This window comes from Pseudomonas sp. ASL4 (genome assembly GCF_056680395.1).
The window spans coordinates 5717445-5740354 of the sequence record NZ_CM155280.1 but is presented as its reverse complement, the minus strand read 5'-3'; the positions used below and the strand labels follow the sequence as shown (position 1 = coordinate 5740354).

The window sequence follows — 22910 nt, the reverse complement described above, 5'->3', positions numbered from 1 at the left end:
CAAAACAATAATGACGAGGTAAGGCCATGCAGCCTGTGACCCTTTCCACCCCCGAAGCCGACATGGCGGGGGACTTGCCAGCAGGCGCCAGCCTGCGTGGCTGGCTCGACCACATGCAGCGCCAGCAGCGTTTGGCAATGATCCGTCCCGGCGTGGACCTGCGTTTCGGCGTTGCAGCGATTGCTAATCGTCTGGACGGCAAGAGCGCTTCACTGTTTCCCCAGCCTGGCGGTCACTCGATTGCGGTGGTTTCCGGCCTGCTGTCCGACCGGCAGTGGATGGCCGAGGCCATGGGCGTGGAGTCCGCTGAAGTGTTGGCGCGTTTCGAAACGGCCAGCCTCAATCCGCTGCCGTGGCGCGAAGTCAGCGATGCAGCTTGTCAGCAAGTGGTGCATCGCGAGATCGACCTGAACAAACTGTTGCCAATTCCCACCCACAACGAGCACGACAGCGGCCCTTACATCACCGCTGGCCTGCTGATTACCCGCAACCCACGCACCGGGGTGCAGAACGTTTCGATTCACCGCTTGCAGGTGAGCAGCCCTAATCGCCTGGGCGCATTGCTGCTGCCACGCCATGCGCTGGCCTTCTTTCAGGAAGTCGAGGCGCTGGGTGAGGATCTGGACGTGGCGGTGGTAATTGGTGCTGATCCGCTGACCTTGCTGGCGTCCCAGGCCATCGTGCCGATCGATCACGACGAACTGGAAATCGCCGGCGCTCTGCATGGCCGTCCGCTGGCGGTAACGCGCTGCGTGACCCATCAGATTCGCGTGCCTGCCGACGCCGAGATCGTCATCGAGGGCCGGTTGCTGGCCAAGGCGCGGGAGATGGAAGGGCCGTTCGGCGAGTTTCCGCAGTACTACGGCGAGCGCGCCGAACGCCATGTGATCGAAGTCGACGCCGTAACCCATCGTCACAACCCGATTTTTCACACCATCGTCGGCGGCGGCCTGGAGCACTTGCTGCTCGGCGGCATCCCGCGCGAAGCGACCATGCTCGCGCACTTGCGCCGCAGTTTTCCGTGCGTGCGTGACGTGCACCTGAGCAAGGGTGGAGTGTGTCGTTATCACCTGTATGTGCAGATCGACAAACGCTCCGAAGGCGAGGGCAAGAACGTCATCCTCGGCGCGCTGGGCGGTCACTACGACATCAAGCATGTCACCGTGGTGGATCTGGATGTGGACATTCATAACCCTACCGAAGTCGAGTGGGCGATTGCCACCCGTTTCCAGGCCGACCGCGACCTGGTGCTGATCCACGAATCCCAGGGCTCGAAACTCGACCCGTCCACCCGTGACGGTGTCGGCTCGAAGATGGGCTACGACGCCACGGTTCCGTTGTCGGCACCGACCATGCGCTTCAAACGAATCCAGGTGCCGGGCCAACAGGAAGTCGAGCTCGACAAGGTGGCGCACGCGTCGCCGCAAGACTGGCAACGTGAGCTCCAGACGCGCGATTGAACCCGGCGGCCGCTGGTGTTCAGCGGCCTGTTCCCGATAGCTCCAACCAGCTCAAGACACGTCTTGTGTGAGGCAACCATGACCACAACAACAACTGCACCGCCAACCAGCGTCGCTACCGACACACCGCAGATTCCACCGGGCAAGGCCTTGCTGGCGGCATTTGCCTCGACATTCGGCTGGGCGCTGGATTTGTTTGACCTGTTCATTCTGCTCTACGTGGCGCCGATCATCGGCCGCATGTTCTTCCCCTCGGACACCCCTACACTGTCGCTGGCCGCGGTGTATGCCTCGTTCGCCGTGGCTTTGCTGGTGCGTCCGCTGGGCTCGGCGATCTTTGGCGCGTATGCCGACAAACACGGCCGCAAGCGTGCGTTGATGGTGTCGATGGTCGGCGTCGGTATTTCCACAGCACTGTTTGGCGCGTTGCCGACCATTCACCAGGTTGGGGTGTTGGCCCCGATACTGTTTTTGGTATTGCGGGTGATTCAGGGCGTTTTCGTTGGCGGCATCGTCGCCTCCACTCACACCATCGGCACCGAATCCATCTCGCCGCGCTATCGCGGCTTGATGTCCGGGTTGATCGGTGGCGCCGGTGCCGGCATGGGCGCGCTATTGGCGTCAGTCACTTATCTGGTGTTGTCGGAGATCTTTCCCGGGGAGGAATTTGACGTCTGGGGCTGGCGCTTCATGTTCTTCTGCGGCCTGCTCAGTACGTTTTTCGGTCTGGTGATGTTCCGTTACCTGGAAGAAACCCCGGTCTGGCAGCAACTGCAACAAGCCCGCAAAACCAAGGGGCCGGCGGTAGTGGTCGTGTCGCCACTCAAGCGTCTGTTCGGTCGCGAGTACCGCGGCGTGATGCTGGTCAATCTGCTGATTACGTTCGGCGGCGGTGCCACGTATTACCTGGCCTGCGGTTATCTGCCGACATTGCTCAACGTGGTGGCCAACGTGCCCCATACGCAGACTTCGCAGATGCTCATGTACGGGTCGGTGGCGACAATTGTCGGGGCGTTGGCCTTCGGCTACCTGAGTGACCTGATCGGTCGCAAGAAGACCTTCATGCTGCTGGGTGTGATCAACCTGGTGGGTCTGCCGATGTTGTTCCTCGGTGTCGCCGAACCGGGTTCGCTGACCCGCACCGCGCTGTATTGCGTGGGCATCGCCTTCATGGGCGGGGCGATCATCGCGCCGATCCTGATCTTCCTCAACGAGCGCTTTGCCACCGAGCTGCGCGCCAGCGGCACCGGGTTGTCCTGGAACATCGGTTTCGCCCTTGGCGGAACCATGCCGACCTTTGTGTCCCTGTTCAGCAGCAGCCCAGCGCAGATCCCCATGGTACTGGCGATGTTCGCCGCCGGCCTGTCGGTGATCTACCTGATCGGCAGCGTGGTGATTCCGGAAACCCAAGGCAACTTCAAGTAAAGGAACACGCAATGAGCAGATTGAATGGAAAAGTCGCGATCATTACCGGTGCCGCGCAAGGCATCGGTGCTACTTATGCCCAGGCCCTGGCGGCCGAAGGCGCGAAGGTGGTGCTCTGCGATTTGAAGGCGCCTGACAAAACCGCTGCCGCGATCCGCAACAAGGGCGGTACGGCCCTGGCAATCGCCTGCGACGTGACCGACGGTGCCGCGGTGCAAGCTATGGTCGAGGAAGCCGTGGCGCAGTTCAGCGGTGTGCACGTGCTGATCAACAACGCCGCCTTGTTCGCCACCCTGGAACTCAAACCGTTCGAGCAGACCAGCTCGGCGGAATGGGACCGGATCATGGCGGTCAACGTGCGCGGTTCCTTCGAGTGCGCGAAGGCGGTAATGCCGGTGATGCGCCGTCAGGGCTACGGCAAGATCGTCAACATTGCCTCCGCAACGGCTTTCAAAGGCGCGCCGATGATGGCGGCTTATGTCGCGTCGAAGGGCGCGGTGATTGCCCTGACACGTTCGATCGCGCGCGAAGTAGGCGACGCCGGCATCCGCTGCAACTGCCTGGCGCCCGGCCTGACCATGAGCGCCAACGTTCAGGCCAATGCCGCGTGGGCCGGGGATATCGTGCGCAACAACATTGCCAGCCGTTGCATCAAACGCGAAGCGGTGCCGCAGGATCTGATTGGCGCGCTGCTGTTTCTGTCCGGCACCGACAGTGATTTCATGAGCGGCCAGACCCTTGTGGTCGACGGCGGTTCGGTGACCCATTGATTCAAGGAGGATTCATGCAAAGCCAACACTTCATCGATGGACAATGGACCGCTGCGGATCGTTGGACCGACAGTCTCGACCCGGCAAACGGAGAGCTGATCGGGTGCTTTGCCGACGGCGGCGAGGCCGAAGCTGAAGCAGCGGTGGCAGCGGCCGCCCGAGCCTTCGACGACCCGCAATGGGCGCAGAATCCACGCCTGCGTCAGCAGCTATTACTGGAGTGGGCTGCCGGCCTGAAGGCGCGTCAGGAACAACTCGCGCAGTTGCTGACCCGCGAGAACGGCAAGGCATTGGCGCAGTCCCGAGGGGAGATCGGCGGGGCGATTTCCGAGATTCTTTATTACGCCGGCCTGGCCCGGCACAACCCGGGGCACATGCTCGAAGTGGCGCCCGGTGAGTTCTCCAGCATGCTGCGCGAACCCGCCGGGGTGGCCGGGCTGATCATTCCATGGAATGCCCCGGCGGTGCTGCTGGTGCGTGCTCTGGCGCCGGCGATCGCGGCGGGTTGCACGGTGGTGATCAAACCCGCGCCGCAAACCGCGCTGTTCAACGCAGCGATGCTCGAACCGCTGTTCGCGTTACCAGGCCTACCGCCAGGGGCGGTCAATCTGTTCGCGGAGAGCGGGCATGCCGGGGCAGCACATTTGGTGGCTTCGCCGCGGGTGGATGTGCTCAGCTTCACCGGCTCGACCGCTACCGGCCAGCGCATCATGCGCGACTCTGCGACGACCATGAAAAAGCTCTCTTTGGAACTGGGCGGAAAATCTTGCTGCCTGGTCTTTGAAGATGCCGATATTGCCGCCATCGCGCCGAAACTGGCAGCGGCGGCCACCATTATCTCTGGCCAACAATGCACTGCCGCCCGGCGCGTGCTGGTGCATGCCAGTCGTTTCGCCGAAATGAAAACCGCGCTGAGCGCCGCACTGGGGCAGATCCGCCTGGGTAATGGCCTCGATCCAGTGACGAACATGGGACCGCTGATCGACTGGCAATCCCGGGACAGCGTCGAGCGACGCATTGGTGAGGCGCTGGACAGCTGTGACGAAGTGCTGCTGGCCGGTGATCGCCCGCAAGGTGAACTGAACAAAGGCGCATTTCTCGCGCCGTCGCTGATCGCCCATCGCGACAGCAGCGCATTCTTTTGTCAGGAAGAAATTTTTGGCCCGTTGCTGGTACTGGAGTCCTTCGAAGACGAGACCGAGGCTGTAGCGCGCGCCAACCATACCGAGTTCGGTCTGTCCGCGAGTGTCTGGACCGAGCAGGGCGCTCGCGCCTGGCGTGTCGCTCGGGCACTGCGCAACGGTACGGTGTGGCTCAACGACCACAACAAATTGTTCGCCGAGGCGGAAACCGGTGGCTACCGAAAGAGCGGTCTGGGGCGCTTGCATGGCGTGGATGCACTGCTGGATTTCAGCGAGCTCAAACACATTTATCAGAACGTCGGCACGCTCAGTTGAGCGCGAACGCGAGGGTGATTATGGAGCTGCGCCATCTGAAGTATTTTACCTGCCTCTACGAGGAGGGCTCCGTCACCCGGGCTGCACAGCGCTTGAATATCGTGCAACCGGCGTTGTCGATGCAGATCGCCAGGCTTGAGGAAGAACTTGGGCAGACATTGTTCGAGCGCAGCTCCAAGGGCATGGCGCCGACCGAGGCCGGAGATCAGGCTTATCGCTTGTTCATGCCGATCCTTGGCCAACTGTTGGCGGCGCGTCAGGCCCTGATCGACCGTAGCGGCCAGATCGGTGGACGCATCAGCGCCGGGTTGATCGCGTCTGCCGCCAACAACGCGTTGGCCAGCACCTTGGCGCATTTCGTCGAGCATCATCCGCAGGTCGAGCTGTGCGTCACCTCGGGCTACAGCCAGGAACTGATCGCGAAGGTTCTGACCGGCGTGCTGGATTTCGCGGTCATCAACCAAAGCTTCCAGCATGAGCACCTGATCGGCCACGACATCTTCGATGAGGAGTTACTGGTCGCCACCGGTGCAGCCAATCGCCTCAACGGAGCGTTGCCATTGCCGTTGGCCAGTTTGGCGGGGTTCAAACTGGTGCTGCCCTCGCGTCGTCACGGGTTGCGCAGGGTGATCGACCAACACCTTGCCGCCCAGGGGATTGAAGTCACCCCGCAGTTGGAGGTTGATGATCTGGCGGTCATCGAGGACTTCTTGCGTCGCAGCGACTGGGTCAGCGTGCTGCCGGCAACCGTCCTGCATCGCGGATTGCACGAAGGCGCGTTGCGCGCCTATCCGCTGGCCGCGCCGGGGATCAGTCGGCGCATGGTCTGTGTGCACGATGCCCGTCGACCACTGACCCCGGCGGCAATGCTGTTCATCGAGATGATCGGCAAAACCATGACCACCGCACTCGACACCATCCATTTCTACAAAGAAGGTCCGATAGAGGAAGGCGACCATGAGCGCTCCCAGTAATACCCGACCGCAGCGTCTGATCGTAGGAATTTCCGGTGCCTCCGGCGCCGTTTATGGCGTGCGTCTGCTGGAGCTGTTGCGCGACACGCCGATTGAAACCCATCTGGTGGTCAGCAAATCGGCGCTGATTACTTTGGCCCATGAAACCGAGATGTCCTGGTCTCAGATCAAAACGCTTGCGGACGTCAGCTACGTCAATCAGGACATCGGCGCGGCAATTGCCAGCGGCTCGTTCAAAACCATGGGCATGATCATCGCGCCGTGTTCGATACGCAGTCTGTCGGAAATTGCCAGCGGCGTGACCTCAACACTGCTGACCCGCGCCGCCGACGTGGTGCTCAAGGAACGCCGGCGCCTGGTGCTGATGGTTCGCGAGACGCCACTGCACCGCAATCACCTGCGCAGCATGACCGAGTTGGCCGAACTCGGTGCAGTGATCGCGCCGCCAGTGCCAGCGTTCTATGCCAAGCCGACCAGCCTGGAAGACATGGTCGATCACACCGTAGGCAGGGTGCTGGATATGTTCGATATCGAACTGGGTATCGTCCGTCGCTGGCGAGAACAGCCGGAGCGCGTAGCAACGCTGGATGAGGTGGTCGATGGTTGAGTCACGCTCGGTGCATTCAGGCGGGGAGGAGCTCCAGGAATTCGCAGATCAGTTGCAAGGTTCGCTCGGTCGCTTCGGTCTGGGGAAAGTGCCGGCAGTTATCCAGCAACACACAGCGGCACGGCCCAGGCACCTCTCGCTGGATGACCACCAGTTGCTCGGACGTGGCGTAATGGTCTTCGCGACCCTGAATCACCAGCAGCGGTTTTTCGATATAAGCCAGCTGCGCTTCGAGATCGTCCAAGGAAAAGTCCGGGTGCAACCAGCTGTCGCTCCAACCGTGAAAAGCGCCGTCGACATTGGTCCCATGGTGGCGTGCCAGGCGTTCGCGCAATCCGCCCTGATGCCAAACTTCAGTGGTATGGCGAATGCCATCGAGGCTCTCGGTCTCGACAATCACGTGAGGCGCCAGTGCAATGCTGCCCAACACGCGTGGATCGTTGGCAGCGGCATAGGCGAGGACGATGGATGCACCGTCACTGTGACCGAGCAAGACCACTTGCGGCAGTTGCAAGGCATCGAGCAATTGCCGCAGTTCACGAGGGCCGTCGCTGCTCAGGTAGTTCAGCGGACGCGGCAGGCTTACCGGGCTCGATTGCCCATAACCCTGACGGCTGTAAATGACCACACCGCAACCGCTGGCCTGGGCCAGGCGCAGGGGGAAGTCTTTCCATTGGTCGGCGCTGCCGAGGCCTTCGTGCAACAGCACCAGCGTCGGTCGCGACGGGTCAGCCGGAGGCCGTTGGCGATATTCCAGGCGCAGCGGCCCAAGTTGCAAAAACTGTTGTGGCGACATGTTAAATCAACGATTGAACAAGATTGCTCGAAGGTTACCGTAAACGTAACCCTGCATGCAGCACCACGCTTTGCTTGAGGTACAGAAAACATGCGTCATCTTGATGTTCAGGTGATCGACCAGGCCGTGCAATGGGCTCGCGCCGGGCAGGCCCAGTGGCTGTGCACGGTGCTCTCCACCTATGGCTCGGCGCCGCGTGCGCCGGGTGCGATGCTGGTGACCAATGGCACGGGCGAACACGTCGGCTCGCTGTCGGGTGGCTGCGTCGAAGAGGAGTTTCTCGAAAGCCTGGCGCGCGGTGAATTACGCGAACCGGCGCAGATCGTCAGTTATGGCGACAGTGTCGAGCAACGCCACCGTCTACGATTGCCCTGTGGCGGCGTGCTGATCGTGCTGGTCGAGCACCGCGCTGCCAGTCTCGAATGGACTGCGCACCTGGAGAGTCTGCAAGCGGCGTTACTCGGCCAGCGCCGGCTGCTGCGTCACGTCGACCTGAGCAGCGGTGCCTTGCGCCTGGACGCAGACACCGGACACGGCAGCGAGCGGGTGCAAGTCGTCGACGAGACGGTGCGCATCAGTGTTGGCCCGGCGTTACGACTGATTCTGGCCGGGCTGTCGCCGGTCGCGGAAGTCTGCGCCAGTTTCGCCCGCGCCATCGGCTGCGAAGTCATCGCCTGCGACCCCCGGGAAGAGATGCTGCATATCCAGCTCGAAGGCGTGGAGATGCAACGCGTGCTGCCCTCGATGTTCATCGCCGCCGGTGGTTGCCATGCGGCGACCGCGGTGGTGGCACTGACTCACGATCCGCGAATCGATGATCTGGCGCTGATGGAAGCGGTGCACACTCCAGCGTTTTACATCGGCGCCATGGGGTCTCAGGCAACCTCGGCCAAACGCGTCGAGCGGCTCAAACGCATCGGTGGTCTGACGGATGAACAGATTGCCCGTTTGCACATGCCCATCGGCCTCGATCTGGGCAGCAAGGCCCCGGCGGAAATCGCTCTGGCGGTGGTGGCCGATATCCTGCGCGTTTATCACGGGAAAGAACGCGATGCCTTGTAAGGCGGTTTATCCGATGAGCGTGGGGGCTGCGAAAGTCGAGGTAGACCCTCAATCCTTCGCGCGCGATAGTAGCCAGCCACGTGTTGCTGAACCATTGAGTGACCGTCGGGGTCCAGAAACACATAGACGCCGCGATAATCCTGCATTGTGGCCGAAAACAATATCGCTTCTAGCGAGCGGAGGAATCTGATGTCGATTGCCCAACGGGTTTTCCACGGCAGGTTTGGCCGGGTCGCCTTGCTGAATATGGATCGTTCGCTGGTCACCCACACCCATTCCGAATGCCATGTGCTGGTCAAAGTGTCTGGCGAAGACACTTACTTCAACGTCAACGGTCGGCGGGTTCCGCTCAGTGATCGCACGGCGGTGCTGGTCAACGCCTGGGAGCCGCATTTCTACGATCCGCAGCCGGGTGCCGGTGCCACCGTCATCCTGGCGCTCTACATCGAGCCCGCCTGGCTGGCTACTGCCCAGCAGTCGCTGGCGCTCAGCGGTCGGCCGGACTTTTTTGCCCAGTCGTGCATCGAGTTGTCGAGTCGTAATCGCACCTTGGCCGACATCCTGGTCGCCGAAGCGCATGGCTGCGGGATCGTGCCGAAAGAACGCATGGAATTCATGCTGTTCGACTTCCTGATCGAACTGATCGAGGACTTTTCCAGCTGGCGGCATTTGTCGCTACTAGGTGCGCCGAACTCAGCTGAGTTCCGTGACGCACGCGTGCGCCGTGGCACCGCCTGGTTGCTTGAGCACCTCGATGATCCGAACCCGATCGACAATGCCGCGCGGGCTTGTGGTCTGTCTCGGGCGCACTTCTTTGCGCTATTCAAGAAAGATACCGGCATGACGCCGACCCTGTTGCTTAACGACGCGCGCATGCGCCGGGCTTTTGCCTGGCTGGAGCGCGAGCGCAGTGGGACGTTGGGCCTGTTGTCGGAGAACCTCGGGTTCTCCGAGCAAGGCCATTTCACACGGTTTTTCCGTCAACACATCGGAGCTTCTCCCAGCCAATATCGCCGTGTAGTGGATTGTTATGCGGCGGTTTGAACCGAGAGGAGGGCGGGGGGGGTATTGGGCAACCCTCCCGCCTATGAAGTTAGTCTTTTCATCTTGAAACTGGCGGCTTGTATAGGCTACGAAAGTTGTAGGGTCTACTAATCGTCCAGAAAGTCATAAATCTCTTTCATGCGTTCTTCACGCATCAACTCCAGCTCTTCCTTAGTGTCGGCCACCCACTGCAGAATGAAGTCCCAGCAATCGCAGTCGTGAGCGTCTGCTTCTGCTTCAAATGCTTCTTGCAGAAATTTCAGGCGATATTCTTCTGGCGAAAGCCCGCAGTTTTCAGCGAGGCTGTAGTTCAGCTCGCTGAGTTCAAGTTGGATCCATAAGTTGGCGGCCAGGAATTTCTTCAGGGCGAGTTCGGCCCTAAGTTCTTTTGCGATCATGAATGCGCTCTTGTGTCATAAATAAGTAGCCGTTTGTTCGAGGTCGGCCCAGTGCAAAATCGGGCTATGTCAATTTCCCGCCATCATCCATCCTCTAACGCCATGACTTTCACTCAACTCTTTCACGACTCGAGCCGCGTCCTGCTTCTGTTTATACGGGCCGATGACGACAAAGTTGTTTTCTTTACGTGCTACCGGCAACTCCAGCTGCTTGATGGCTTTTGTGGCGCGATGACGGTTGGGTGTGTTCAACGCTATTTCGATCACCCACAAGCCGGATGACGGCGTGGCTGAAGCGGGTTTTGCAGTGTAAGAAATGAAGCCGCCGCACGTCAAACACGGGCGTTCCAGCGTGATTAGCGCGCCTGGCACGGTGCGAAAGACGTGCCATTGCGGATCAATGGTTTTTTTGCGGGCGAATACGGCCAAGAGCAGGCCGGTAACAGTGATCAGACCGCTGAGAATAATCATCCATTTGTGTGCCTGTGCGGGCAATGAAGGCAGCGTAAGTGCTGGAGTTTCGTCTGGCTTTTCGACCAAAAACTGTACGGCGTCAGCCTCCGTTGAATCGGGTATGTGGGATCCGTTTTTTGCAAGGGGCGTAAGCCCGTCGGAATGTTTTGTACTGAGCTCTGTCACAACTTTATTAGCGGTGTGATCGATGAGTTGTTCGAACTTTGTCACTTTTTTCTGGAGGTATGAATTGTCGACGTTATTTTGACAAATGGGTCCTGTGGACGTGTAGGTCCATAGTAGTGCTGATAGTTGCCCCAAAACGCCAGTTACCAGGAAGCCCAAGCCAAGCTTTCGCACAGCGGCCATCTCCAAATCAAGTGAATAGTTATTTGTCCCATTTATTTCTGATAAACAGGGTTCTATTGTTGATCCTGGGATGGTCTAAATTCTTGAGCTCGTCAGTGTGCCCAAGAGCCAAAGCTAGTTGGCTGCTTTTTGTTGTTTGAAAGAACATCGGGCATGCACTTTATAGACTGTTGGTTGACGAAAAAGACTCAGGTGATCGAAAAAAAACCGTATCAGATGGATTTTAGGTTGATTCATTAAAACACTTGTATTCAAGGTGAATATCGAGGCCAAAGCACCTTACTGTCGGAAAGCCTCGATGATTCACCGATATCAATCTGGTGCGCGCAGTCAACGTCTTTGTCGACGGCAAATTTAATGAATTGCCGAGCAGCGTTCCTGCCGGTTGTTCTTGATGCCTAAAAGCGAAACGTGGAGCGAAGCACCAGTATTTGCGAGTTGTTGCCGCCGGCGCTTTTGATCGCCGAACCGATGTCGTAGAACAAATAGTCGAGGTCAACGGAAACGTTAGCGGTCGGCGTCCAATTGGCGTTGGCCTGATACAGGGTGCCCAAGCGTTTTCCGCTGCTGGTGGTTGTTCCGGGGGCTGTGGTCATGCCTGGTAAATAGACGCCGTCATCGTTGCTTTCTCGCCAGGCAGCAAATATGCCCGGTTCGAAACGGAACCTGTTGAAGGGAGAGAACCTGAGTGTCGGGCCTACCAGAATGATGTTCGACAACGTTGTCAGGCTGGCCTGACCGTAGAAGGCGTTCTTGGGAAACAACGGGTCGAAAGTACCGGCCTTGTGATCGCCATCCTTATCACCGCTCGCGGCATCGACACGCAAACCCAGACGCGCTTTCCAGGGACCCGCAAAGGTATAACCGCTGTCGCTGGAAACCGCCCAGGCGTCGATGTCGGCGCTGGCCATATGGCCCACCTGCTTCATCAGATCCCAGCTCCAGTCGAATTTATTCCATGTGCCGAACAACCGCGTGCCGAAGGTGTAGCGATTGTCCTCTCCGGTAAAACCGTCGAGCTTGCGCTGCTCTGTTTCCAGGCCAAAGGCGTACAGATCAGCTTTCAACACACTGGACAGGGGCAGGGTGCCATAGAGGCCGTAGAACTTTTGCTGATGATTACTTGGGTCGTTGAACGAGCCATTGTCTCTGCTAACCACGGGTCTGGTGGCGAACGCATCCAGCTTGTAACCATCCTTTGCAATCCAGCTCAGGCGCACACCATCGAACGCCTGCCGTATGTTGGGGATTTCGCGATAGGTCACCAGTACCTGATTACCGTAAGCCATCTCCTGCCGACCGACCCGCGTTGTCAATGTGCCGCTCCGGTAATGAAGATTGCCGTCGATAAAGGCCTGTTGTATTTCATTACGGCTCTGATCGGAAGGACTGGGCAAGTCCTTACCCCATGTCCGAGTATTTTGTAATTGGATAAAGGTGCGCAGGCTGTCGTCGAATAAGTGCAGGTCGACATGTACTTGCGCACGTTGCATTAAATAAGAGTCGTCCTTTACTCCGCGCAGGCCGAACACCGGTTGGTCCGCCGCATCGGCGCGATAACGCAGTTCCGCTCCGGTCTGCAGCCAGGCAGAGTCTGACAGGCGCTGAAAACGCAATGCATCGAACGGGTCCGTGCGTTTTGCCGGGTTATCGAGAAAGCGATAATCCTCCACCCAGCGCGCAGGTCCCGGACGCAAAGGGCGGGATACCTCAAGGGGCGAGGGCGGCGTGGACTGAATCTCTTGGGCCTGAGCGGTCGACAGGACCGTTTGGCCGAGGGCCATAATGATCGGCAGGTGGAACGAGTAATGCTTCAGTGTTGTGCTGGACATCAGATGACTCCTGTTTTTATTGTTCGTAGGGCAGGTAGACACGCGCGGGGATGCCTCAACATGAAGTTGAATTCGCGTCGATGTTGTTCCGGTTTAAACGTTTCGCTGCTTTGGAAAGAAGCGCTCTGCGTTTGCGTTGAATAAAGAGTGGGTTGATTTCAAGGGACGTAAATCCTTATTCATCCCTTGGTGAGCTTTCATTGACGTTGTCGAGTAGTACCGTTCGTGTTTTAAAGCGTGCTGCTGCCGTATCGTCGACCGAGAAACAGGACGAGTAACCCGGCGATCAACATCGGCACGGCCATGGCATAGAAAACTGCCGAGGGTGACCAGCCCATACCCAAGGCTGCGCCGACCACGATGGGGCCAGTAATCCCGCCGATCCGCCCGATGCCCAATGCCCAACCGACTCCGGTCGAACGTATCGGCGCCGGGTAGAAAACCGCCGCCAGGGCGATGAGGCTTTTTTGCCCGCCGCTGATGCAGCAGCCTGCGAGGAAGTTGGCGGTCAACAGCATCCACAGCGGGCTTTTGAACGCCAGACCAGTCAATGCCACGCACACGAATCCGACGAGATAAAGAATGCCCAGGGTTTTGTAGGCGCCCAACCGGTCCATGGAGGGGCCGGTAATGAACGCAGCCGCGATACCGCCCACGGTGGTCAGTGTGGTAGCCATCACCACGGTGCTCATTGGGTAGTTGAGCCCCGTCATGATTGATGGCAACCAGCTTTGCAAGGCGTAGAACTCCCCCAGGTTAATCGCGAACACCAGCCATAACAGTACGGTGCCCAATACCCGATCACGGGTGAACAGACTGGCGAGTGCTCCACGTTGGCCTTGCCCTTGCTCGAGAGCGTCGACGATGAATGTCGGCTTCTCCTGTCGTGCAACGGCTGGGTCTATTTTTCGGAAAATTTTCAGGATTCGCTCGGCTGCTACCTTGCGCTGGATCATGAACACCATGGATTCCGGCAGGAAACGAATCAGTATGGGGATCAGCATCAAGGGCGCCAGGGCTCCGATCCAGAACATCGAGCGCCAGCCGTAGTGGGGGATGAACCAGTTCGCCGCCAGGCCCGCCGCGATAAATCCGAGGGAGAAACCGCAGTAAATAGCCAGAACAAACGTTGCTCGAAAGCGTTTGGGGCTGTACTCGCCGGTCATGGCGATCGCACTTGGGGCTGCGGCACCCAGGCCGACCCCGGTGATAAAGCGCAGGATCATCAGCTCGGTCACGTTGTCGGCCCATACCGATGCCAAGGTGCAAAGGCTGAAGACAATGGTGCTGACGATGATTGCTTTCTTATGTCCAAAGCGTTCGGACAGTGGGGTAAGCACCAGATAGCCAATCATCAAACCAGCGAGCGACGAAGAAAATATCGGTCCCAGCATCTGCCTGGGCAGGTTCCATTCACTGGCTATATAAGGCGCCATGTAACTAATGGCCTGGGTATCGAACCCATCGAGGAACATGACAAGACCGCACAGAATGATGACCACGTACTGAAACGGACTCACGGGTCGTTCATCCACGAACTGCGGAAGCTGCAAGGGCTTTGATTCGTGCAACATGGTTTTTCCTCATGGCCATTTTGGCCTTTTTTGTTTTTATTGCGTGCACACGCAGGTGGAGAAAAAACCGCCTATGAAGGCGGCTGGATCTCTCCAGAGGGTACGAAGGCGTCGCAGAAGAATGCGTCAGGCGACAACTGGCCTTCGGCAGTCAGGTCATTGAGCGCTGCGGTTGTCATGACCGGATTACCGCAGGCATACACTTGATAGGCACCCAGGTCGGGGTAATCCTCGAGAACTGCGCGGTGCACCCAACCAGTGCGGCCGGACCAGCCTGGCTCGGGCTCGGACAGCACCGGGGTGAAGCTGAACCCCGGCAGGCGCCTGGACCATTGTGCCGGCAGGTCGCCGAGGTACAGGTCGTCGCTGTTGCGTGCCCCCCAGAACAGGTGCATGGGTCTTGAACCACCGCGTTTGATCTGGTCTTCGATGATGGACTTGAGCGGCGCCATGCCCGTACCGGTGCCCAGCAGGATGACCGGATGGTCGACCTCTTCGTCCAGTGAAAATTCGCCATAGGGCAGTTCGACGTTGAGCGTGTCGCCTTTTTCCAATCCCGCCAGCACGCCCTCGGAAAAGCGCCCTCCGGGAACATGGCGAATATGCAGTTGCACGCCATCGCTCTCATGGGGCGCATTGGCCATGGAGTAGTTACGGCTGTCACCATCCTCCATCAACACTTTCAGGTATTGACCGGCCTGGAATTTGGCGCGCACACCCGAAGGGAAACGTAGGTGCAGAACCACGACATCGGCGTTGGGGCGGGTGAGGCGATGGACCTTGGTGGTAATGACCTTGCGCACCGGCGCCGCGCGTTGAACGATGCGTTTGGGGGCTATTTCCACCGGCGAGCATGGGCGCGCCTGACACAGCAGCACCCCCATGGCAGGCCCGCGTGCGATCCCTTGTCCGCGCACTTGCAATTCCCCGACGATCAAGCCGCCTTCGCAGGTCGAGCACACGCCCTTGCGGCAGGAGTAGGGGATCGAAAACCCCGCCCGCTCGGCAGCATCCAGAACTGTCTCGCCGGGCTCGCAGGGAAAGGTAATGTCCGATCCAGAGACTGTTACGTCGAACGTCATGCCAAAACCTCCTGGCTGGAAAGAGCCGCACCACCTACCAGGCGCAACGCGCGGATCACCGCTTCGGGATCGGCGAGGTTTTTACCGGCGATATCGAATGCCGAGCCGTGGCCCACGCTGGAAAAGATCAGGCCGGCACCGATGGACAGCGCCGAAGCGGTACGCCCGGCCAGCAGTTTGATCGGGATGTGACCCTGGTCGTGATACATGGCAATAAAGGCGTCATAGCCATTTTGCCCGAGCATCAGATCGGCGCCGACCGGCCCATGGGCATCGATACCCGCCTGCCGCAGGCGCTCGACGGCCGGGACAGTTATCTGCTGATCGTCCTGACCGAACAGGCCGTTTTCACCCGCATGAGGATTAATGCCGAAGACGCCAATGCGCGGAGCATTGATGCCCAGCGCGTGGAGTGCAGAAACTGCTGCATGACCTGCGGCCACCACCAACTCGGGTTTCAGCCTGGCCAGTGAATCGGCCAGGCGCTCGTGCAAGGTGACGTGGACGATCCGCATCCCCGCACCGATCAGCATCAGAAACACACGGTCGGACTCGACGCCTACCAGTTTGGCCAGCAGGTTTGGGTAACCGGAAAAATCGATGCCGGCGGCATTGATCGCCGTCTCGGAATGCGGGCACGCGACAATGCCGCGTGCCCGGCCCAGGCTCAGACCCACCACTGCGGCAGACAAATAATCCACCGTGGCAGCACCTGCCGAGGCATTCACTTGCCCAGGCATGAAAGCCTCGGATGCCAGGCTATGTACGGGCAGCAGGTGGATCACTCCCGCTTCTGCCGGTGCGGTGCCGTCAGTCTCTTTGACTCGCAGGCCAGCGTCCTGCGCATAGGCTTCGACGACAAACCGATCGCCGACAATGACCGGATTCAACTCGGGTTCATTCTGCAGAGCCGCGACGGCCTTGACAGCGACTTCCGGGCCGATGCCGTTGGGGTCGCCGATGCTCAAGAGGATTCGCGATGCCGGCAGGCTCATAGCGGCAGCGCCAGCAGCGTGTCGATGCGTGAGCTGTCGCACACCACGGTTCGTTCAGCCAACATGGCTGTCTCGCCATCGACCCGGTAGCAATCGATATAGCGGCCGGAGACGAAGTTCTCGGTCGTGCCGTCGCGCATGATGCGCAGCACCAGGAATGCAGTCTCGCTGCGCACCAGGTTGCCGTTGCATTCCAGGATCACCGGCTGATTGAGCATATGGCGGTAGCTGTGCCGCTCGTAGATATTGGCGTCGCGCAAGGCGGATACCCGGTCAATCAACATTCCGCGGTTGTCGGCCCAAATCATGCCGGCGGGCAATCCTTGTCGGTAGTTATCGGCAGTGGTAACGGTATACAGGCACTTCTCTAGAAAAAACTCCGGCCATGCTTCAAGCGGGCCTTCATCGATGCAGCGGGCATATAGGGCTTGAGTCTGGCTGATCAGTGCAAAAATATTATGTGTCACGAATGATTCCCTCTTCATAGATCCATGGCTGCGCGATAGGCCTTCCAGAAGCCGCGGATAGACGCTTCCGTAATCCGGCTATCACTCGATTCGGCGTCAGTCCCGCCCATTTCCAGCACCGCGCTGTGATTGGAGGCGCCAGCGATGCCACGCTGGACAAAGCCGCCTACGCAACCATCTTCCATGGAGATATAGCCAGCGGGACCGACAAGGTTGGCCTGCTTCAGACGCGTCAGTCGTTGTTCGGGCGTGTCGTCTTCAAAGCCCAGGTAGGTCCAGTTGAGCTGAGTCGTTTCCACGCCCCGTGGCAGCACTTGGCGGACTGCGACCGAATTCTGGATCTGTTGCAGTACGAAGCAGGGGAAGATCGACAGGATTTGCAGCGTGACGTCATCACCGACTTCACTGAAGCCTTCGAGCAAAGAGGGATCCTGCAACTGATAGGCGCTGTCGGAGCGGATGCTTTGTTCTGCATAGGAGGCATCGCGCTCGGCCTGACGTTCGGCTTCCCGGTCGATGGCCGAGTAGCTGACGTGATGTCCGCCGCTCTCATCAACGATGATCGCGCCGCGTTGAGACAGGCGGTTGATCTCGAAGGTGGTGAAAAACAGATGCAGGATACTGGCGTGGTACGAGTCTTTGACGTTCTCGATGTACAACTTCCAGTTGTTGGGCAGCATCTGGGTGAAGCGGCCCAGAACCACTGGCTTGCGTCCGCCCAGAACGCGCTCAATACGGCTGAGGATTTCCTCCCCCAGGTACTCTTCGATATCGGGCACGTCATCGCTGAAGCTGCCGAACACCAGGCCGTGGACAGTCGCTACGCGCAGCTTGCGCGGGCCGTGTTGCTCCATGCAGAACGAAGGCGCCATGCCGCCATTGCCCTTGATGCCATCCTTGAAAGCGATGCCGGTCAGATCGCCTTGCAGGTTGTAACTCCAGGCGTGATACACGCAGGTGAAGTCTTTGGCTTTACCACTGTCCTCCAGGGCAAGGAGGGCGCCACGATGCGCGCAGCGATTCTCGAAGGCGTAAAGTTCGCCGTCGCTGTCGCGGGTCACGACAATCGAGGTCTCGCCAATGAAACTGGTCTTAAAGTCGCCGGGCTCGGGAATCTCAGCCTCGAGGCACAGATAATTCCAGTGAGGCCCCTGGAACAGCCGCGTCTGTTCATCCTTGTACACAGCAGCGCTCTGAAAAGCCCAGTAGGGCACACGGGTCAATCCATCGGGCCACAGCGGGTTTTCAGGTACTCGATCAGTAATGATGTTCATTTTTTCTCCCGGATCAGGTCCTCATGGCTGCAGAAAAATGTTCTTTCCGACATGCACATGGTTGACATGAGGTTTTATTTTTGTTCGAATAGCGAACAATGTTTCATTTCTCGAACAATTAGAGCGTTGGACAATTATGGTTGTCAAGAAAAATACGTCCGCTGATGGCGTAGCTGTGCGCGCGCCGGAAGGTATGTCGGGCCTGGCAAAGGGCCTGGCAATCATCGAAGTGTTCGGTTTGGAGCACTCGCAATTGACGGTATCGGACGCGGCGGCACTGACCGACACCACCCGTGCCGCTGCCCGCCGATGCTTGCTCACGCTGGTTGATCTGGGCTATCTGACCCATGATGGAAAGCACTTCAGACCTACGCCTCGGTTCTTGCGACTCGGTGCGGCGTATCTGGATGCAGCGCCGCTACCGCAACTGGCGCAGCCATATTTGGCATCGGCCCGTGAAGCGCTCGGGGAATCGATTTCCTTGGCAGTATTCGAAGATGGCTGGTCGGTATTCGTTGCCCGTGCCGAGACGGCAAAAGTCGTGACTACCGGCGTACGCCTTGGCGCACGTCTACCGGCCTATGGCTCGGCAACGGGGCAGGTCTTGTTGGCGGGGTTGAGCGACGAAGAAGTCCGCCGCTACCTGACTAATCCTCCGTCACCGACCACGGCTCACATGATCGTCGACCCGAAAGTGATCATGGACAGGATCGAGCAGGCACGGATCGAAGGGTTTGCTTTTACCGATGAAGAGCTCGAGCTGGGGATGCGTTCAATGGCGGTGCCGGTGAGAAATGCCCAAGGTAAAGTGGTCGCCGCCATGAGTGTCAGCACATTTACCGCACGTTTGACCCTTCAGGAATTACGTGATCAATGCCTGCCGGTGCTCCAGCAGAACGCTGCCTTGCTTGGGTGTATGCTTTGAGTGCGCCAGTTACCCTGTAGTCAGAGTGCGAGAAGAGAGCATGGGACACTCGCCGTGCGCTTGTGTGAGCGCAGGATGAGGCGAGGACGAGTATGCACTTGGCCTCGTTTGTGGTTGCCATAGACCAAAATTGGTTGTTCGACTATGCAGTCCTGACAGCTGCTACACGGGGTATGACCGTTCTTGGCCGGTTTCTGCCGATCACGACGAGCCGGAGTCGACCTGAAACAAGCGCTTGGCGAGAGCTACAAAACTACAAGGAATTCAGCGCTATAAGAATTCGACTTATGACGACGGCAGGGTTCCTGCGGCTGCGTAGTCTGGAAAAGACATCATAGACTCCGTCGGTGGGTGCTCATAGGTTGAGGACAATACGGCGCTGAGTCGATCGCCCAACAGATTCCAGGCGCGTTTCTTCTCTTCGGCATAGTCGTGATGCAGGTAGTGGCGTCTCACCCGAGAGCCGGCCAGCACATGATTTTGACAGCGATCGATGACGTCCAGGCTGACACTCAAGGCCTGCATCATGGTCGCTCCCGTTCGGCGCAGGTCATGCGGTGTCCAGTCACCGTTCTGGCCGTTGGCAAGGACCAGCGTATCGTCATGACGCCGTCTGGAGAGGGCCTTGCGGTTTTTGAACCGCGCCTGGCGATCGCCGACCTGTTTACTCACCACTTTTACGTCCACATGCCCATCATCCAGCTTGTTCGGGAAGCACCATTGGGAATGTCCCGTTAGGGTCTTCAGTTCCTGAAAGAAATGCAGGGCGAAGGGGGAGAGGAAGACATGGTGGTCCTGTTTCTTGCCGCGAGTGCCTTTGACGTTTTCGCTGGGGAGGAACCAGATCTGCTGGTCCAGATCGACATTTTTCCATTCGGCCTGCAGTAACTCGCCAATCCGGCACAGCGTACCCAGGCTGATCCAGAGCGCGAGTTGGGTTTCTTTCTTTAACGGTCGAATGCCCTCGTACTTTTGACCGGCGGGGAGGGCGTTGTAATCGGCGGTCATTTGCTGGAAGCGGTTGTGCAGTTCCAACAGCTCAGCCGGCGAAAGGATCCGACTTCTTTCTGCCTCGTAGTCGGCAGGGATCAGTGGGGTGATGTCGACCAGTTCTGTTGGATCGCCCTCGACTAATAGGGCACGCCAGGGCTGGCGTTTTCTGGCCCAGCCGAACATCTGAGTGAGGTCGGCGAAGAAACTGATGGCTTGCCGGTGAGCGCCGCGGCTGAGGACCGCTCGGATCAGCGCCCGAATATCGTGCTCGGACACACTACTGACTGACGTCTTGCCGAGTGCTGGGTAAAGGTCCTTATTAAAGCGTCGTTGCAACTCGGCATTGCCGTCTTTACGCGCGACGCCATCCAACAGCCAGGCCTTGGCCAGATCCTGGACCGTTAGTGTTTGCACCTTCCTGATCTTTTCCTGTTCGGCCTCTGCGTTCGTTGCGGCATGCGCCTGTGCCTTGGCGGTTTTCTTTTGCTCGTTGGGATTGATCTGCTCATCGATGAGCGCACGGGCCAGGTTGCGTGCCTTGCGGATGTCCGTCAGGGATTTGCGCGGCCAGGATCCGCAGGAGTACTCTTTGTTCTGGTCGCCCCAGCGATACCGATAGAAAAAACTGACTGACACACCGTCCTTACGGACTGAGATTCGACCGGCGAGATTGCCATCCTCCCTGAGGATTCGGCCGGAATCATCGGCGGTCAGCGACTCAAGTTCTTTGATGGTGATTTTGGCCATAAAATGAGTTCCCCCTACTTTTCCCCCCACAAAAACGTCGGCTCTTGATGGACGTTACTGGACTCTCGTAGAGCAGAACACCGCTGGAGCTCAAGTAAATACTAGCTTAGAAAAATCCAGAGTAAAATTTTGGAAGCTTTCAAGAAGTATGAAAAAGGAGATGGGGTGCTAGGGGTCGAGTGTTCGAATCACTCCGTCCCGACCATATTTATCAGTAACTTAGCCGGACTCTAGCCAGTTCGGCTTTTTTACGCGTAGGGACTTTTGCGGGGGATCATCCCGTTTTCCTCCTGAGTATGGTCAGGGCCGGTCCTCGCGAATCGGTGGCTGACACTTTGTTTGCCGCTTCGATCAGTTGCCCAAGCTCTGCGGTAGAATAGTGGCTCGTGATGCTTCCGTTTTTATGCCCAAGCAAGATGTTTCGGTCCTCAAGTGTCACGCCTGCAGCACGCAACCTTCTGCCAAAGGTGTGCTTCAGGTCGTGAATCCGAAATGACCTGAACCCCAGATGCGCTGGCGACTGGTTGGCTTTCTCCCACTTGTCCGCCGCGCGCTTCCTGGCCTTCCTCCAGGCTGAATCGTTCATCCGGTGCATGGCCGTGGCCCCAAACTGATCTGGCTGTCCATAGGGGAAGACCAGCTCTTTGTGTAGGCCGCGCTGCTTGTCGATGATGTTCATGGCCACCTTGTTCAGGATCACCAGGCGTTCATCGCCGTTCTTCACCCCTGCTTTTTCACTTCGCCCGCCGAATCCGGCAGGTATCAAAAACACACTGGTGTTCAGTTCGGGCACGCGTATCTCCCAATCCCATCGCAACTTGCATACTTCCTGTTCCCGGCAACCGCTGTTCACCTTGTAGAGGGCCATCCTCAACAGGTGATCTGGCAGCTCGGGAAACAAGATCGCCTGCTCTTCCCACGACATCGGGTAGGGTTTTCGGGCGGATCTCTTTTCCTCCAGCATCGAGATCATCGGCACGCTCTCCAGCCACGGCCGCTTTTCTGCGTCTCGCCACTTCCTGTGGCACAGGTTCAAGATCCGGACGACTCGCTGCAGGGCGATGTTGACCGTCCTGTTCGAAACGCCTGGCTTCACCTTACCGGTTGCTGTCTTGGTGGGCTTTTGCCGATCTCGCTTGAAGGCGGCAAGCGTCCCGTCATCAATGTGCGTGATCGGCAAGTCACCGATGTACGGGTCCAACTGCTCGATGTGCGAAGCAGACAAGGCGATTGACGCCTGATCCTTGAAGTCCACCAGGAACTTCGTCGCAGCCTCCCGCCAGGTTCGCACCTGGCGCACGCCGTAAACTTTCTCCTGCCTGAGCTTTTCCAAGCGATGAATCAGGTACTGCTCGGCTTCTTCCCTTTCGCTTGATCCAGTGCTTTCTTGAAGTCGCTGACCTCGGACGACTTTGTCGATGTGCCAAATGCCGTTCCTCTCGTAGAGGCCGGACATGGTTTTTCGCGCCATTTATTAACTCCTTGGCGCCCACTGCGGGGCTGATTGTTGTCCTGATTGGCTGCTTTTTCAATTGCCATTGACTCGACCCAGGCGTCCGCCCATTGGTCGAGCTCGATCCGGTCGAAGCCGATGCCCTGTTTCCCGATCGGGAATTCCCGGACATTGGGCCGAACTGTTTTGTTGAATTCATCCCGGCACATGCCGAGATAGCCGTAGGCCTCGCCAGCGCGAATGAAGCGCGGAAGGATGGGCGCGACCTGGGCCGCGCTGCGATTTGACATAGGGGTGCTCCATGCCGCGCGTGGCGGCAGAAGGTGGTTATAGGTTTTGGAGTTCTTTTCGTTGTTCTGGCGACTGCGCGGGGTAACCGAAGTAGAAGCGCCGTTTGCCGGTGTAGCCGCACTCACTGCATCCAGACGATGGGCCGCAACTACAGCTACCCTCGCATCCGCAGCTGCACCCGCTACACGCCAACGTCACAATGCCTTCTTCCTCGACCTCGCCGTCCTCGGTTATCCAGTATTTACGCCGCCGATCAAGCCGGAACCCTGCCACTTCTTCGGCCTGCTCATATGACGCAGGCTCGATTCGAAAGCCGTGCTCCGCGCTGGGATCTGCGACTGATCGCATGACTTTTTGCATGCAGAATTCCTCTCCCGCCGTTCACCGGCAGGCTGTGAGTGGTCAATTAGGGGGTTGCAAGTGAGCTATAGTTGAAGCTTGCGTCTCATCAGTTGCCGAAAC

At 58.6% G+C, this 22910-nt stretch carries 21 protein-coding genes; 9 read left to right on the top strand and 12 right to left on the bottom strand.

Features of this window, described 5'->3' with window-relative positions; translation table 11 throughout:
• Positions 1 to 26 precede the first annotated feature (26 nt).
• The 6 genes from AC1MEW_RS26195 (at position 27) to AC1MEW_RS26170 (ending at position 6693) form a co-directional block, all read left to right on the top strand.
• Positions 27 to 1460 (top strand): UbiD family decarboxylase, encoded by a 1434-nt coding sequence (locus AC1MEW_RS26195; RefSeq protein WP_480424170.1) that lies wholly within the window; start codon positions 27 to 29, stop codon positions 1458 to 1460.
• Positions 1461 to 1538: 78 nt separating this feature from the next.
• Positions 1539 to 2885 carry an MFS transporter gene (locus tag AC1MEW_RS26190; RefSeq protein ID WP_480424169.1) on the top strand — a complete coding sequence of 449 codons (1347 nt, stop codon included), beginning with the start codon at positions 1539 to 1541 and terminating at the stop codon, positions 2883 to 2885.
• An 11-nt stretch (positions 2886 to 2896) separates the two neighbouring features.
• The gene (locus AC1MEW_RS26185; protein WP_480424167.1) at positions 2897 to 3655 is read left to right on the top strand and encodes an SDR family NAD(P)-dependent oxidoreductase; all 759 of its coding nucleotides are present in this window, start codon (positions 2897 to 2899) and stop codon (positions 3653 to 3655) included.
• Positions 3656 to 3669: 14 nt separating this feature from the next.
• A complete protein-coding gene (locus tag AC1MEW_RS26180) occupies positions 3670 to 5112 on the top strand; it encodes an aldehyde dehydrogenase family protein (RefSeq protein ID WP_480424165.1) in 1443 nt (480 codons plus the stop codon).
• A 20-nt stretch (positions 5113 to 5132) separates the two neighbouring features.
• On the top strand, positions 5133 to 6086 hold the full coding sequence (locus tag AC1MEW_RS26175; RefSeq protein WP_201180113.1) for a LysR family transcriptional regulator: 954 nt from the start codon (positions 5133 to 5135) through the stop codon (positions 6084 to 6086).
• Complete coding sequence (locus AC1MEW_RS26170) at positions 6070 to 6693, top strand: UbiX family flavin prenyltransferase (RefSeq protein WP_480424164.1); 624 nt, start codon at positions 6070 to 6072, stop codon at positions 6691 to 6693. The genes AC1MEW_RS26175 and AC1MEW_RS26170 overlap by 17 nt, the downstream gene beginning before the upstream one ends.
• Before the next feature lie 16 nt (positions 6694 to 6709).
• On the opposite strand, the gene AC1MEW_RS26165 is transcribed toward AC1MEW_RS26170, so the two are convergent.
• Positions 6710 to 7489, bottom strand: coding sequence for an alpha/beta fold hydrolase (locus AC1MEW_RS26165; protein ID WP_480424162.1), 780 nt, complete (start codon positions 7487 to 7489; stop codon positions 6710 to 6712).
• 90 nt (positions 7490 to 7579) lie between these two features.
• On the opposite strand from AC1MEW_RS26165, the gene AC1MEW_RS26160 reads away from it, so the two are divergent.
• Both AC1MEW_RS26160 and AC1MEW_RS26155 read left to right on the top strand, forming a co-directional pair.
• Positions 7580 to 8551 carry an XdhC family protein gene (locus AC1MEW_RS26160; protein WP_480424161.1) on the top strand — a complete coding sequence of 324 codons (972 nt, stop codon included), beginning with the start codon at positions 7580 to 7582 and terminating at the stop codon, positions 8549 to 8551.
• Between the two features lie 189 nt (positions 8552 to 8740).
• Positions 8741 to 9595, top strand: a complete 855-nt coding sequence (locus AC1MEW_RS26155; protein WP_130206882.1) for a helix-turn-helix transcriptional regulator — start codon at positions 8741 to 8743, stop codon at positions 9593 to 9595.
• Positions 9596 to 9702: 107 nt separating this feature from the next.
• Here the strand turns inward: AC1MEW_RS26155 and AC1MEW_RS26150 are convergent, their stop codons facing one another.
• The 8 genes from AC1MEW_RS26150 to AC1MEW_RS26115 form a co-directional block, all read right to left on the bottom strand.
• On the bottom strand, positions 9703 to 9993 hold the full coding sequence (locus AC1MEW_RS26150; RefSeq protein WP_201181544.1) for a DUF6388 family protein: 291 nt from the start codon (positions 9991 to 9993) through the stop codon (positions 9703 to 9705).
• 69 nt (positions 9994 to 10062) lie between these two features.
• Positions 10063 to 10815 (bottom strand): SPOR domain-containing protein, encoded by a 753-nt coding sequence (locus AC1MEW_RS26145; RefSeq protein WP_480424159.1) that lies wholly within the window; start codon positions 10813 to 10815, stop codon positions 10063 to 10065.
• A 398-nt stretch (positions 10816 to 11213) separates the two neighbouring features.
• A complete protein-coding gene (locus tag AC1MEW_RS26140) occupies positions 11214 to 12647 on the bottom strand; it encodes an alginate export family protein (RefSeq protein ID WP_480424157.1) in 1434 nt (477 codons plus the stop codon).
• A 230-nt stretch (positions 12648 to 12877) separates the two neighbouring features.
• On the bottom strand, positions 12878 to 14221 hold the full coding sequence (locus tag AC1MEW_RS26135) for an MFS transporter (protein ID WP_480424155.1): 1344 nt from the start codon (positions 14219 to 14221) through the stop codon (positions 12878 to 12880).
• Positions 14222 to 14292: 71 nt separating this feature from the next.
• Positions 14293 to 15303 (bottom strand): 2Fe-2S iron-sulfur cluster-binding protein, encoded by a 1011-nt coding sequence (locus tag AC1MEW_RS26130; RefSeq protein ID WP_480424154.1) that lies wholly within the window; start codon positions 15301 to 15303, stop codon positions 14293 to 14295.
• On the bottom strand, positions 15300 to 16298 hold the full coding sequence (locus AC1MEW_RS26125; protein ID WP_480424152.1) for a PdxA family dehydrogenase: 999 nt from the start codon (positions 16296 to 16298) through the stop codon (positions 15300 to 15302). The genes AC1MEW_RS26130 and AC1MEW_RS26125 overlap by 4 nt, the downstream gene beginning before the upstream one ends.
• A complete protein-coding gene (locus AC1MEW_RS26120; RefSeq protein WP_103444837.1) occupies positions 16295 to 16765 on the bottom strand; it encodes an aromatic-ring-hydroxylating dioxygenase subunit beta in 471 nt (156 codons plus the stop codon). The genes AC1MEW_RS26125 and AC1MEW_RS26120 overlap by 4 nt, the downstream gene beginning before the upstream one ends.
• A gap of 14 nt (positions 16766 to 16779) precedes the next feature.
• On the bottom strand, positions 16780 to 18039 hold the full coding sequence (locus tag AC1MEW_RS26115; protein WP_201112877.1) for an aromatic ring-hydroxylating dioxygenase subunit alpha: 1260 nt from the start codon (positions 18037 to 18039) through the stop codon (positions 16780 to 16782).
• Positions 18040 to 18175: 136 nt separating this feature from the next.
• Here AC1MEW_RS26115 and AC1MEW_RS26110 point away from each other — a divergent pair, with 136 nt between their 5' ends.
• The gene (locus AC1MEW_RS26110) at positions 18176 to 18964 is read left to right on the top strand and encodes an IclR family transcriptional regulator domain-containing protein (protein ID WP_083348756.1); all 789 of its coding nucleotides are present in this window, start codon (positions 18176 to 18178) and stop codon (positions 18962 to 18964) included.
• Positions 18965 to 19249: 285 nt separating this feature from the next.
• On the opposite strand, the gene AC1MEW_RS26105 is transcribed toward AC1MEW_RS26110, so the two are convergent.
• The 3 genes from AC1MEW_RS26105 to AC1MEW_RS26095 all read right to left on the bottom strand — a co-directional run bounded on the left by AC1MEW_RS26105 (position 19250) and on the right by AC1MEW_RS26095 (position 22447).
• Entirely contained in the window at positions 19250 to 20704 is a 1455-nt protein-coding gene (locus AC1MEW_RS26105) for a tyrosine-type recombinase/integrase (protein ID WP_480424151.1), read from the bottom strand.
• Positions 20705 to 20978: 274 nt separating this feature from the next.
• Complete coding sequence (locus AC1MEW_RS26100; protein WP_480427346.1) at positions 20979 to 22160, bottom strand: tyrosine-type recombinase/integrase; 1182 nt, start codon at positions 22158 to 22160, stop codon at positions 20979 to 20981.
• Positions 22046 to 22447, bottom strand: coding sequence for a hypothetical protein (locus AC1MEW_RS26095; protein WP_480424150.1), 402 nt, complete (start codon positions 22445 to 22447; stop codon positions 22046 to 22048). Before AC1MEW_RS26095 ends, AC1MEW_RS26100 begins: the two co-directional genes overlap by 115 nt.
• Positions 22448 to 22910: the final 463 nt, after the last annotated feature.